This is a genomic window from Nocardioides ochotonae (genome assembly GCF_011420305.2).
Classification (GTDB): Bacteria; Actinomycetota; Actinomycetes; order Propionibacteriales; family Nocardioidaceae; genus Nocardioides; species Nocardioides ochotonae.
In genome coordinates, this window is the sequence record NZ_CP061769.1 from 2670420 (window position 1) to 2682582 (window position 12163).

Here is a 12163-nt window from a genome sequence, read left to right on the forward strand (position 1 = left end):
CGGAAGGCTAGTTGTGAGACCCGGGGAGGACCTAGGTGAGTCACTTCCCCGCGGTCGTGTCACGTCCTGCGGATTCTCTAGCGCTCAGGTCCCCGGAAGCGGCGACTGGTGCGCAGCACGAGCTCGGAGTCGACGGTACGCAACGTATCGGGCTGGAACCCATTCTGCATGCCCCACAGAACCGCCTGCGAACGCCGGGTGACCCCGATCTTCTGGTACGCCGTACGGATGTAGGTCTTCACCGTGTTGATGCTCAGGAACACCCTCGTGGCGATCTCTTGATTGCTCAGCCCCTGAGTGATCAGCGCGATGACCTCCGCTTCGCGCGGTGACAGCCCGGCCGCGCGTCCGGGCCAGTCGCCGTCGCCGTCGGCGCTCGACTCCTCGTCGCCGGGGAGGATGACGATCTCGCCGCGGACGACCCGCTCCAGGGCTGCCACGATCTGCGGCCCGGTCAGCACCTTGGACAGGTAGCCTCGCGCGCCCGCTGCGATCGCCTCCTTGATCAGCTTGTGATCGAGGTTCCAGCTGTAGACGACCACATAGGCGTCGCTGTCGCGAACGAAGTCCTCGAGGTCGATTCCGGTGCCCTGCACCTGGGCGAACGTGTCGTACAGAACAACGTCGACGTCCGAGACAACCGGCGTCGACGCGCCGGTCTCGACCACGTCGATCCGCTCATCAGCCAGAAACGCCGCGACCCCCGCCACCACCACCGCGTAGTCGTCGACGATCGCGAGGCGTAACGGGCGCTGTGGGTTGTGAGTCACGAGCCAAACCCTAACGCCGCCGTCGCCCAGCGGGGCTCTGTGGGCAGCGGGGCTCCCATCCGGCCGCGCGGGCTGTTTCGCAGGTCGTACGCGGACACCACGCCTCGGGGTCAAAGCAGTCTCAGTGCGGCTCAGCCTGGCCAGGCCGACCTGGAGGACGAGGTCGGCGACGTGCGGGCCGACGTGGACCAGATCCGCAGTGACGCGTCGGGCGAGTACTCCATCCAGATCGACGCCGTCGGATCGCCTTCGCGGCCGGTGGCGAGCAGGTGTCCTCCAGGGTCCCGCTGAGGTCCTTCACGGCGCGGTGTGACCGGCCATGCGCGAAGACCTGTCTCGTGTGGACCGCCGTCAGACCGATCCCCGCTCGGCACGCGCGGGTCCGGGCGCTTCAAGGCAGGATGACCCGATGTCGACCACACGCCTGCGGACAGCGGGTCTGGCCTCCTACGTCGCCGCGGCCGTCGCGGCTGCGGTGTTCCTCGCGTCCTACGCCTACGGCTTCTTCCGGGAGAACCTGGTCTGGGACGTCGAGGAGGAGTGCGAGCTGGGCGACGGCGTGCCCTTCGACCTGGACTACTACGCCTCGCACTCCGACGCGCCGTGGTGGACGTTCACCAACCCCTGCAACGCAGGACACGACCTCGTCCCGTCCTGGGTGGCACCGACCGCCTGGACGTCCTTCACCCTGTGCGCCATCCTCACCGTCACCGCGATCGGGCTGACGTTCGTCGCCTCGATGCGTGCAGCAGCCGCAACCTCCTGACTCACCCGCACGGGCGGGAGTGTCGCCCGGAGCGGGTGGTCACTTGGGGTTCGGCTACATGGTCAGCCGCGGCCTCGCCCAGTCCGGGAGCCGCGACTACTTCGACGACCGCGCGGACCACGCGGGCACGAACAGCCACGCCTGACCCTCGCGCAGCGGCCGAGAGCCCCTGTCTCCGTCCGGGGACAGGGGCGCACTCGTGCCTGAGCCAGGTCCGCGAATCACACCGTCTGGGTGAGGGCCGCGGGCGCCCCGGCGAGGACTCTGGTGGCATGACACCCAGACGACTGCTCGGGCTCGTCTGCGTGGCGACGCTCCTGCTGACGGCGCCGACCGCGTGCAGCGACGACGACTCCTCCGACCTCTGCGCGACCCTGGACTCGCTGGACGCCGCGATGATCGACGTCGACGACGTCGACATCGATCAGGACGTCCTGGCGCGTCTCGAGGCGGAGACCGGGGACGTGCGCACCGACCTTGAGGAGATCCGCGCCGAGGCCTCGGAGGACTACTCCACCCAGATCGACGCCGTCGAGCAGGCGCTCGAGAACCTCACCAGCAGCCTCGACGCCGCGGGCACGTCGCCGACAGCCGCGGCGAGGGCGGAGGTGGGGACGGCGGCCGAGGCGCTCGACCGGGCCGTGGACGACCTCGACGACGCGCTGGACGACACCTGCTGATCGCCTGCGGGACGCGGCTCAGCCCTGCTCGGGCTGCTCGGCGATCTTCGCGACGAGCTGGCTGATCCGGTTGTCCCGGTCGTGCGCGAGGTGCTCGAGCATGTGCGCGCGCGCCTGCTCGCCGTCGCCGGCCACGATCGCGGCCAGGATGGCGTCGTGCTCCCGCATCGACCGCGTGAGGCCCTCGTCGGACTCGTCGGTCTTCCAGGGTGCCGCCAGCTTGATCTGGGCGCTGAGGGTGTTCACCAGCGTGGAGATCGTCGTGTTGTGGGCGGCGTCGCGGACGCAGTCGTGGAAGAGGTTGAAGAGCCGACGCTGGGCCGCGGGGTCGGGCTCGCGGCGGGCGCGGTCGGCGAGCTCCTGCAGCCGAGCCAGGTCCATCGGGCTGCTGCGGGTCGCCGCTGCGTACGCCGCGCTGGACTCCAGGATCCCGCGGACCTCGAAGATCTCCAGCATCTCCTCGTCGGAGCGCTGCCGCAGCACGAACCCGCGCGAGGTCGAGACCAGAAGCCCGTCGCGCTCCAGCAGGCCGAGGGCCTCCCGGACCGGGGTCCGCGAGACCTGGAACTCCTCGCTCAGCGCCTGCGGGATCAGCGAGACGTCGCGGGCGTAGTGACCGTCCAGGAGCCGCGCCCGCAGGGCGGCGTACACGGTGTCACGCGCACTGGCCACGTCTCCTCCTCTCCCCCACCACCGGCAGGTCTGCCGACGGGTCCGCCGGCATCGGCGGGAAGTCTCTCAGAGCCCGCGACCCAGGCCACATGGTGTCTGCTCGATCACAGGTCCGACGGCCAGGGCCGGGCCAGCCGGACCAGGTCGGTCCCGGTCAGGCCCGTGTAGTCGTCGAGGACCCGGACCGCCTGCGCGCCGAACGTGTGGCTGCCCGTGGCGAGCCCGACGAAGGGAATGCCGAGCTGTGCGGCGGTCCTCTCGTCCCAGGCGCCGTCCCCCAGGATGACCAGGTCCAGCCGGTCGTGCCCGACCCGTTCCACGACGCCGGCGATCGCCGCCCGCACGATGGCGTCGCGGCTGTAGGACTCGCTGGCCGTGGACAGCACGACCTCGGCGGCATCGACGCCGACGAGCCCGAGCTTCAGCTCGGCCATGCCCCGCAGCGACCCGGTCGCGAAGGCGGTGTGTACGCCGGGCAGCGCGGCGAGCTCCTCGACGACGCGTCGGGCGCCGGGCACCTCGACGATGGGGTGCTCGGCCACGTGGGCCTCGAGCGCCTCGCGGTACTCGCGGTCCAGCTGCGCCAGGAGCTCGGCACTCGCCGGGGCCCCGAAGGTCGCCTCGTGGACCTCGTTGATCACGCAGGAGTCGGTGTAGTGGGTGTAGGTCCCGAACGCCTTGATCGTGGCGTCCAGCCCGTGGCTCGCCAGCACCGCGGTGATGATGGCGTTGTGCTGGCCGTCGGAGTGCAGCAGGGTGCCGTCGATGTCGAAGACGACCAGGGCCTCCCGGCTCGTGCCGGACCCCTCGCCGACCTCCATCGGCAGCTCGGTGCGGGCGCGCCACTCGTTGAGCGAGGCGTCGTAGACCCGTGGCAGCGGCAGGCCCGCCTCGACGAAGGCCAGGGCGAGGCCCGCGGCGTTCACGCCGCCGCCGCAGTACGCCACCACGGGCGTGCCTGCGCCGATGCCGAGCCCGGTCGCGAGCGCGCGGGTCCGGTCCGGGGAGACCGTCCCGTCCTCGTCCAGCACGTCGGGGTAGGGCAGGTTGACGCTGCCCGGGATGTGTCCGGACCGCTCGCGGGCCTCGTCACCGAGGAACTCCGGTCGCCGCAGGGCACAGACCAACCGGACGCCGCTACCGGGACCCAGCGCCACCTCACGGACCTCGTCGAGGTCGGCGAAGACTCCGGCGTCGACCGCGGTGAACCCCGCCCCGGGGACGACCCGTGGCCCCGGGCCGGTCTCGACCGCACCGCCCGCGGCGCGCCACGCGGCGTACCCGCCGTCGAGCAGCCGCACGTCCGCGAACCCGTAGGAGCGCAGCACCAGCCACACCCGCGCGGCGTAGGCCCCGCTCAGCTGGTCGTAGACGACCACTGTCGAGTCCGGACCGATCCCAGCGGCCCGGGCGGCCGCCTCGACCTGCACGGGCGTCGGCCGGGTGAAGCCGTACTCGCCGTCGGGGTCGGACCACACCGAGAACAGGTCGGCGAAGACCGCGCCCGTGACGTGCCCGGCCAGGTACGTCGCCTCGCCGTCGCTGAAGACGGTCCGTCCGTCCTCGTCCTCGCCGCGGGTGATGCTCGCGTCGAGCACCACCAGGCCGGCCTCACCTATGTGCTCGAGCAGCCAGCCGGCGGAGACCAGCGGCGACCCGGGGGCGGCCGGGGAGGTCATTCGGCGGCTCGGCGCTCGGCCAGGGCGGAGGCGGCCCGGTTGCGCCACTCGCCCCGCTCGGGACGACGCAGGCCGAGGTTCTCGCGCAGGGTGGCGCCCTCGTAGGAGGTGCGGAACAGGCCGCGACGCTGGAGCTCGGGCACGACCTCGGCCGCGAAGTCCTCGAACGCCGCCGGCACGTGGGTGGCCTGGATCATGAAGCCGTCAGCCGCGCCGCTGTCCATCCACAGCTCCATGGTGTCGGCGATGTCGGCAGCCGAGCCGATCATGTTGCCCTCGGTGCGCGCGCCGTACCAGCGACCGATCTCGCGGATGCTGAGCTTCTCGCGCTCGGCGAACTCCACGACTTCGCGGTAGTGCCCCTCGACCCCGACCACCTCGAGCGACGGCAGCGGTCCGTCGAGGTCGTACTTCGTGAGGTCGACGTTGACGTGGTACGCCAGCCGCGAGAGCCCGGCCATGTGGTCGACGAGGTCGAAGAACGCCTCGTGCTTGGCCATCGCGTCGCGGACGTCGGTGCCGACGACGGTGGTGGCCGCCGGCAGGATCAGCAGCTGGTCGGGGTCGCGGCCGTGGTCGGCGGCGCGCTTCTTCATGTCCTGGTAGAAGGCGATGCCCGACTCCAGCGACTCGTGGCTGCAGAAGACGACGTCGGCCCAGCGGGAGGCGAAGTCGCGGCCGGCGGGCGAGGCGCCGGCCTGGATCAGCACCGGGTAGCCCTGCGGGGTGCGCGGTACGCCGAGCGGGCCCTGGACCTGGAAGTAGGTCCCCACGTGGTCGATCGCCTCGACCTCCTCGGGGCGTCCGAACACCCCACTCTCCTTGTCGCGCACGAGGGCGTCGTCGGACCAGGAGTCCCACAGCCGGGTGGTCACCTCGAGGTGCTCCTCGGCGCGGGCGTAGCGCTCCGCGCGCTCGGGGAGCTTGTCCTGGTTGAAGTTCTGCGCCTCGGCGTCCTGGAAGCTGGTGACGATGTTCCAGCCCGCGCGACCGCCGCTCAGGTGGTCGAGGGTCCCCAGCTGGCGGGCCACGTTGTAGGGCTCGTTGTAGCCGGTCGAGATCGTGCCGGCCACGCCCAGGTCGGTGGTGACCGCGCTCATGATGGAGAGGACCGTCATCGGGTCCAGCCGCGGGCTGCCCGACCCGTAGCGGATCGCCGGCTCGAAGGAGCCGCCGAGGCTGCGCGGGACCGCGAGGGCGTCCGGGACGAAGGCGAGGTCGAAGCAGGCGGCCTCGAGGACCTTGGCGATGTGGATGTAGTGCTCGGCGCTCAGGAACCCGTCGCCGGCCTCGGGGTGGCGCCAGCCGACGGTGCCCTGCGGGCCGGCGTTCATGAACGCGGCCAGGTGCATGGACTTCTTGGTGGACACGGTGGATCTCCTCAGGGTGAGGTCGGGACTGGCAGGTGGGGACGCCGGTCATCCGGCGAAGGGGTCAGAGCGTCGAGAGCTCGTCGAGGAAGTTGACCGCGAACGAGCCGGTCCCCGCGGAGCGAGCGCCCGCGCGGGCCCCGGCCTCGGCATAGGCGACGTGCGCGGCGACCGCGGCGTCGAACGGGTCGGTCACCGCGAGGAAGGCGGCGCAGGCGGCACCCAGGCTGCAGCCGGTGCCGGTGAGGCGCGGCATCAGGGGCGAGCCGCCGGGAACGGCGACGGTGCGGGTGCCGTCGGAGATGTAGTCGGTCTCCCCCGAGACCGCGACCACCGCGCCGAGACGGACCGCGAGCTCGGCGATCACGTCGAGCACCGCGCTGGAGGCGAGCGTGGAGTCCACCCCGGAGGCACCGCCGACCCGGCCCGCGAGCGCCGCGACCTCGCTGGCGTTGCCGCGGACGATGGCGGGCCCGAAGGCCAGCAGCGAGGCCATCACCTCGTCGTACGCCGGCGCCCCGGCGCCCACGGCCACTGGGTCGAGCACCCACGGGGTGCCGGCCGCAGCGGCGCTCGCGGCAGCATCGGTGAGGTCCTCCGGCGTGGCCGAGGACATCAGGGACGCCCCGTTGATGAACATCGCGCCGGCGCCCGCGGGGAACGCGCTGGTCCACCCGGGCGCGGCACCGAAGGCGGGGCCGGCGCCGAGGGCGAGCAGCACGTTGGCGCTCAGCCCGGCGGCCACGAAGTTGGTGAGGCCGTAGACGAACGGGGCCTGCTCGCGGACGGCGTGCACGTCGGCGCGCACGCTCGCGTCCGCCCAGACCTTGGTGTCCATGTCGCTTCGCTCCTCGGTGGATGCCCGGTGGGGCGTGGAGCCTCGAGGAGAAGTACCACGACGCTGCCCTGCTTCCTGCTACATGCAACTGTATGCAACAGTGCACAGTCGGTCGGCAGGCGGGGTGCCCCCGCCTCGCGCCAGCACCGTCGACATCCGCGGCAGGCCGTGCTGGAGTGGCCCCATGGCCTGGGAGACGCATCCGCTGACACCGGATCGCTTCGAGGACTTCGCCGACGTCGTCAACCGCAACCGACGGGCCACGCACTGCTGGTGCCTGTCCCACCGGCTGCGCGCCCGGGAGATCGAGGAGCTGGGCGGTGGGAGCCGGGAACGGGCCATGCGGGCGCTGTGCGAGCGCGAGCACCCGCCGGGCGTCGTGGCCTACCGCGACGGCGAGCCCGTGGGCTGGTGCAACATCGGCCCACGCGCCGAGATCACCCGGTTGACCGGCTCCCGCCTCATCCGTCCCGTCGACGACGTCGCCGTGTGGAGCATCGTGTGCGTGGTGGTCCGCGCGGGCCACCGGCGTCAGGGCGTGACCGCGCAGCTGCTCGAGGGCGCGGTCGGCTACGCCGCCTCGCACGGCGCGCCGGCCGTGGAGGCGCACCCGGTGGACCCGCCGGGCCGGATGGACCAGACGATGGCGTTCGTGGGCACCCGGCCGATGTTCGAGCGCGCCGGCTTCCGGGTCGTGGGCGCCACCGACGCCGTGGCCGGCGGGATGCCGCGCCTGGTCATGCGGCGCGACCTGCACTGAGCGCCGACCTCGCGGGTCCCGTCGATCACCACGATGGCGGACGACAACGAGCGCCCGTGGTGCTGCACTACGAGGTAGTCGGCTCCGGTCACCCCGGCCGCTGTCGAGGTTCCCCGACCGCATCCAGCACCGTGTGGAGTGGTGAGCATGCGACGTACCGCGGCAGCCGCCCTGATCGTCGCCGTGACCTTGATCGGTTGCAGCGGCGACCCGGACCCCGCGTCGCCAGGGGCCACCCGCCCTCCCCCGGCCTCTGCCTCCGGTGACCCCGTCGTGAGCGAGCCCCCGTCCCCCTCGGCGGCCGAGGAGGCCGTGCCGAGTGAGCTCCAGCGCACATGGCTCATCCGGCTCGGCCGGGAGCAGATCCGCGCGGACCTGGCCACGGCCGGGTTCGGCCGGTGGGCCGATCGGTTCTTCGCATCCGAAGGGCTGGCCACCCGCGTCGTCATGGCGCTCACCTACGGCGAATCCACGTTCGAGATCGCCTGGCGCGAGGCCGACGGCGAGTGGACGGTGGGGTGGTGGGGCACGGCCCGCGTCGAGGGCGCGGTCCTGACCATGCACGACACCCACTTCCTCCTCGACGACTCCTATCGCTGGCGCATCCGCGACGACCGGCTGACCCTGACCTTCCGCCACACCACGGGCACCCTCATCCGCGGGATCCCGTCGCAGGTGTACTCACGCGCCTACTTCTCCCGTCCGATCCCCGCCGGAGGGTGCGCGCCCCCGAACTTCGAGACCTGCCTCTGAGGTCCGGCCGGGCAGCCCCGGGGGGTCAGTCCGCCGCGCGACGGCGCTCGAGGAGGACGGTGTCGCGCCAGACGCCGTCGAGCTGCGCGGCGCGGGAGCGTACGGCGAGGGTGCGGTAGCCGGCGGCGTGGTGCAGCGCGAGCGAGGCGCGGTTCTCGGGGAAGATCACCGTCTGCAGGGTCCACAGACCACCGGCGTCGGCCTCGGCGACCTGGCGGCGCAGCAGGGCCCTGCCCACGCCGCGCCCGCGGGCGACCTCGGCGACGTAGACGCTGCTCTCCCCGACCCCGGCGTAGCAGGACCGCGACGAGGCCGGGCTGACCGCCGTCCAGCCCACGACGCGCCGTACGCCGTCGACCGGGGCCTCGGCCACCCAACGGTGCTCGGACAGCCACTTGGTCGCGAGGGTGGCCAGGTCGGGGGCCTCGGTCTCGAAGGTGGCCTGGCGGGTCGCGATGCCCTCGGCGTAGATCTCGCGCACGACCGGGAGGTCGGCGTCGGTCATGGCGCGGGTGCGGACGTCGGCGGGCGGGTCGCCGAGGCCGCGTGCGGGGAGGACGGGCGTGCCCAGCACCAGGTCGGCGGGGTGCGGGAGGCCGGTGCAGCCAGCAGGGTTCGCGGTGACGGTCGCGGAGCCGTGACCCTCCTCGACCACCACGAGCCCAGCCTCCGCGAGCGTGCGGACGTGCTCGGCGCAGGCGGAGCGGGTGATGCCCAGCGAGCCCTCCAGCTCGCCGAGCGGCACGGCCCCGCGGGCGGTGGAGACGGTGAGCAGCAGGCGAACCCGGATCGGGTCGGCGAGCGCGGCGAACCACACGGCGTACGCCTCGGCCGCGGCGCCGGTCACGGTCGCGAGGACTCCTCCTGGGGCCAGACGGTCGGGGGTGCGAGCGGTCTCGGGGACGGAGTCCACGGCACCGAGATTACATCGACCGCAATCGATGCTGCGCCCATCGACCCGCCGTCGAGGAGGTCGTCGTCGGTGAGGTTGCGGGTGGAGTCCGTGGAAACCCTGGAGCGGTCCACCAGGCCGTGGGCTCGAACCGGTGGACCTCGGGCGGCCGCCAGGTGCACCCAGAACCGTCCGTTCGCGCTGGGTACCCCCACGAGCGGTTTATGCACGTAGAGGCACTCCTCTCGACGCGATGTCGTGTCAAGAAGCGCGAACTGCCGCTTCGACTGATTCCCGAGAGGTCTGCGGCGTGCGCGGACACCTCTGCGACCGCCTGCACCTCGTCGGTGGCAGGGTGCTCGGGGGACCCAACCTGTACCCCGTCAGCGAGATTGATTCCGGCCGAAATGGGTACTCGTGACAAGGTTCTCGAGCGACCGGGTGCCTTCGCGGGAATCTCCCGGGAGGATCACGATGGACGTCTCCATCACGTTGCGACGCCGTCCGACTCACACACTTCTCAGGCTGCGCGGTGAGTTCGATCTTGCCTCCCGGCCGCTTCTCCTCCACCGGCTCCTCGAGGCCCGTTCGTACGGCCCCCGGGTCTGGGTCGACGCCGACGATGTCAAGTTCATCGAGGCGTCGTGTCTCCACCAGCTCGACCGTTTCCGTAGGCGTCTGAGAGCCGACGGCGGCTCGCTGCGGGTGATCCGGGCATCGGCCTACTACGAGCTGATCTGTCGGCTCGCCGACTACGGCGAGATGCTGCCCACCGGAGTGTCTCCGGTCCTCGTGACGGCGCGGGGTCACGGTGCCATGGACGGCCGCCTGCAGCGCGCGAGCAGACCCCGGGCCACCGCCCGCGCCGGGGCCGGCTGGGCGCGGGCCTGATCGAAGGACCTACGTCTGCGGCTGGCCCGGCAGCCCGCGTGCCGCGACCACGTCCTGGGCGATGTCGGACAGCTTGCGGTTCTCGTGCGAGGACAGCCGTTGCAGCACGGCGAAGGCAAGGTCGTCTTGGAGGTCGTACTTCACCATGATGATCCCGAGCGCCTTCCCGATCGCGGTACGCCGGTCGTTGGCCAGTCGCAGCCCGTCGATCTGTTGCGCGGACGCCACCGCCATCGCCGCGTGCACGGCCAGGACGCGGGCCATCTCCTGCGCCTCGTCGTCGAACGCGTCGCGCTCGGTCGAGTAGATGTTCAGGGCCCCGAGCTGCCGGTCGTTGGTGAACAACTGCGTGCAGAGCATGCTTTTGATGCCGTAGTCCGCCACCATGCGCGGGCCCCACTGCGGCCAGCGGTCCTCACGCGCCAGGTCACTGGCGACGACCTGCTCGTGCTCCCAGGCCGCGTCCAGGCACGGTCCCTCCCGGAGCTCGACCTGGAGCTCGTCGCCACGCTGGGCGGCCACCGAGGTCGCGCCGATATTGTCCACCCGGCGCCCGCGCTGGGCGATCGAGATGCCCGACTCCGTGTGCGGACCGAGCAGCTCCACCGCCGCCCGGCAGATGCGGTCCCCGACCTGCCCGACGTCGTCCCCGGACTGCACCTCCCGGGCGATCTCTGCCATGCGGGCGCTGATCTCGTCGGAGGCCATACGTGCGACGCTACCGGCGCGGCGGGCGCTTGGGAACCGAGGTTCAGCCCACCGCGGACCCTGCCGACGCGCACGTCCGGCAGGGACAGCTGCTGCGGCCGAGCAGGTCGACGACGACCGTGTGGGTGTCGGCGCCGAGGTCCGGACCGGGACCGCTGACGGGCACCGAACGCTCCCCCAGGAGGGGGACGATCCCGGGGAAGGCGACCTCCACGGTGGTGCCGCCGACGTCGACGGGCAGGTGCTGGACCATGTCACGGGCGACGTACTGCTCGTCGGTGGCGATGTCCTCGGCCGTGTAGATCGGTCCGGCCGGCACGCCCGCGGCGTCGAGGACGTCCAGCACCTCGGCGCGGCTGCGGGCGCCGGTCCAGGCGTTGACGGCGTCGTCGATCTCCTCGCGCGCCGCCCACCGGCCGGCGTTCGTCGCGAGGTCGGGGCGGGTGGCGAGGTCGGGACGCTCGATGGCGTGCATGAAGCGCCCGTAGATGGAGTCCCCGTTGCCGGCGACGACGACCGTCTCCCCGCCGGCGCAGGTGTAGGCGTTCGAGGGCGCGATGCCCTCCATCCGGCCGCCGGCGCGGGCCCGCAGCACGCCGTGCGCGGAGTAGTCGGGCAGCAGCGACTCCATCATCGAGAAGACCGCCTCGTGCAGCGCGACGTCGACGTGGCGCTCGGTGGGCGACCAGGGCCGGTCCCCGCGCCCGCGCCGGTTGCCGCGGTCGAAGAGCGACATCACGATGCCGAACGCGGCGTACAGCCCGGCGATGGAGTCACCGATCGAGACCCCCACCCGCGACGGCGGCCGGTCGCTCTCGCCGACCAGCTCGCGCAGGCCGCCGTACGCCTCCGCGACCGCGGCGAACCCCGGACGCTGCGACATCGGGCCGGTCTGGCCGAAGGCGGAGATCCTGGAGACGACGAGCTCGGGGTTGCGCGCGGCGAGCGCGTCGGCGCCCAGGCCCCACTTGTCGAGGGTGCCGGGCCGGAAGTTCTCGATCAGGACGTCGGAGACCTCGACCAGGTCGAGCACGAGGTCGCGGCCCTCCGCGGAGCGGAGGTCGACCTCGATCGAGCGCTTCCCTCGGTTGATGGTGCGGTAGAGCATCGAGGTGTCGCCGGCGTAGAGCCGCCAGTTGCGCAGCTCATCGCCCGTGCGGGGCCGCTCGACCTTGATCACCTCGGCGCCGAAGTCGGCCAGCAGCCGGCCGGCCGTCGGCGCGGCGATGTAGTTGCCGAGCTCGACCACCCGGACCCCGGCGAGCGGGAGCGCCTGCGCGTCCGGGGTCGATGCGGTGGTGTCCTCGCTCGCGCTGTCGGTCATGGGTCCATGATCTCGGCACCGGCCGCCGGGAGCCCTGCCCGCCCGGGAGGTGGTCTGGCC

13 protein-coding genes are annotated in these 12163 nt (G+C 72.2%); 5 read left to right on the forward strand and 8 right to left on the reverse strand.

From position 1 onward, the window contains the following. Positions 1–77: 77 nt before the first annotated feature. A complete protein-coding gene (locus HBO46_RS12965) occupies positions 78–770 on the reverse strand; it encodes a response regulator transcription factor (protein ID WP_166140755.1) in 693 nt (230 codons plus the stop codon). Between the two features lie 409 nt (positions 771–1179). Here HBO46_RS12965 and HBO46_RS12970 point away from each other — a divergent pair, with 409 nt between their 5' ends. Next, on the forward strand, positions 1180–1536 hold the full coding sequence (locus tag HBO46_RS12970; RefSeq protein ID WP_166140756.1) for a hypothetical protein: 357 nt from the start codon (positions 1180–1182) through the stop codon (positions 1534–1536). Between the two features lie 272 nt (positions 1537–1808). Beyond that, entirely contained in the window at positions 1809–2216 is a 408-nt protein-coding gene (locus HBO46_RS12975; RefSeq protein ID WP_166140757.1) for a hypothetical protein, read from the forward strand. Between the two features lie 18 nt (positions 2217–2234). On the opposite strand, the gene HBO46_RS12980 is transcribed toward HBO46_RS12975, so the two are convergent. The 4 genes from HBO46_RS12980 to HBO46_RS12995 all read right to left on the reverse strand — a co-directional run bounded on the left by HBO46_RS12980 (position 2235) and on the right by HBO46_RS12995 (position 6775). Then, complete coding sequence (locus HBO46_RS12980) at positions 2235–2888, reverse strand: GntR family transcriptional regulator (protein ID WP_166140758.1); 654 nt, start codon at positions 2886–2888, stop codon at positions 2235–2237. Between the two features lie 104 nt (positions 2889–2992). Next, positions 2993–4567, reverse strand: coding sequence for a rhodanese-like domain-containing protein (locus HBO46_RS12985; protein WP_166140759.1), 1575 nt, complete (start codon positions 4565–4567; stop codon positions 2993–2995). Next, on the reverse strand, positions 4564–5937 hold the full coding sequence (locus HBO46_RS12990) for an LLM class flavin-dependent oxidoreductase (protein WP_207950106.1): 1374 nt from the start codon (positions 5935–5937) through the stop codon (positions 4564–4566). The genes HBO46_RS12985 and HBO46_RS12990 overlap by 4 nt, the downstream gene beginning before the upstream one ends. Before the next feature lie 64 nt (positions 5938–6001). Further along, positions 6002–6775: a hydroxyethylthiazole kinase gene (locus tag HBO46_RS12995; RefSeq protein ID WP_166140760.1), complete on the reverse strand. Its 774-nt coding sequence runs from the start codon at positions 6773–6775 to the stop codon at positions 6002–6004. 184 nt (positions 6776–6959) lie between these two features. Between HBO46_RS12995 and HBO46_RS13000 the strand changes: the two genes are divergently transcribed. Together HBO46_RS13000 and HBO46_RS13005 are read left to right on the forward strand one after the other, a co-directional pair. Beyond that, the gene (locus HBO46_RS13000; RefSeq protein ID WP_166140761.1) at positions 6960–7535 is read left to right on the forward strand and encodes a GNAT family N-acetyltransferase; all 576 of its coding nucleotides are present in this window, start codon (positions 6960–6962) and stop codon (positions 7533–7535) included. A 273-nt stretch (positions 7536–7808) separates the two neighbouring features. Continuing rightward, a complete protein-coding gene (locus tag HBO46_RS13005) occupies positions 7809–8288 on the forward strand; it encodes a hypothetical protein (RefSeq protein WP_166140762.1) in 480 nt (159 codons plus the stop codon). 25 nt (positions 8289–8313) lie between these two features. Here the strand turns inward: HBO46_RS13005 and HBO46_RS13010 are convergent, their stop codons facing one another. Further along, on the reverse strand, positions 8314–9201 hold the full coding sequence (locus HBO46_RS13010; protein ID WP_224769039.1) for a helix-turn-helix domain-containing GNAT family N-acetyltransferase: 888 nt from the start codon (positions 9199–9201) through the stop codon (positions 8314–8316). A gap of 453 nt (positions 9202–9654) precedes the next feature. On the opposite strand from HBO46_RS13010, the gene HBO46_RS13015 reads away from it, so the two are divergent. Continuing rightward, on the forward strand, positions 9655–10071 hold the full coding sequence (locus HBO46_RS13015; protein WP_166140763.1) for an STAS domain-containing protein: 417 nt from the start codon (positions 9655–9657) through the stop codon (positions 10069–10071). Positions 10072–10080: 9 nt separating this feature from the next. Here HBO46_RS13015 and HBO46_RS13020 read toward each other — a convergent pair whose 3' ends face one another. Together HBO46_RS13020 and HBO46_RS13025 are read right to left on the reverse strand one after the other, a co-directional pair. Then, positions 10081–10779, reverse strand: coding sequence for a GAF and ANTAR domain-containing protein (locus HBO46_RS13020; RefSeq protein WP_166140764.1), 699 nt, complete (start codon positions 10777–10779; stop codon positions 10081–10083). Between the two features lie 43 nt (positions 10780–10822). After that, a complete protein-coding gene (locus HBO46_RS13025; RefSeq protein ID WP_166140765.1) occupies positions 10823–12103 on the reverse strand; it encodes a CaiB/BaiF CoA transferase family protein in 1281 nt (426 codons plus the stop codon). Positions 12104–12163 lie beyond the last annotated feature (60 nt).

Bases quoted from the DNA above. Each gene is read 5' to 3' on its own strand.
- HBO46_RS12970 (WP_166140756.1), top strand. From the start codon at position 1,180: ATGTCGACCACACGCCTGCGGACAGCGGGTCTGGCCTCCTACGTCGCC.
- HBO46_RS12975 (WP_166140757.1), top strand. From the start codon at position 1,809: ATGACACCCAGACGACTGCTCGGGCTCGTCTGCGTGGCGACGCTCCTG.
- HBO46_RS12985 (WP_166140759.1), bottom strand. From the start codon at position 4,567: ATGACCTCCCCGGCCGCCCCCGGGTCGCCGCTGGTCTCCGCCGGCTGG.
- HBO46_RS12995 (WP_166140760.1), bottom strand. From the start codon at position 6,775: ATGGACACCAAGGTCTGGGCGGACGCGAGCGTGCGCGCCGACGTGCAC.
- HBO46_RS13000 (WP_166140761.1), top strand. From the start codon at position 6,960: ATGGCCTGGGAGACGCATCCGCTGACACCGGATCGCTTCGAGGACTTC.
- HBO46_RS13015 (WP_166140763.1), top strand. From the start codon at position 9,655: ATGGACGTCTCCATCACGTTGCGACGCCGTCCGACTCACACACTTCTC.
- HBO46_RS13020 (WP_166140764.1), bottom strand. From the start codon at position 10,779: ATGGCCTCCGACGAGATCAGCGCCCGCATGGCAGAGATCGCCCGGGAG.
- HBO46_RS13025 (WP_166140765.1), bottom strand. From the start codon at position 12,103: ATGACCGACAGCGCGAGCGAGGACACCACCGCATCGACCCCGGACGCG.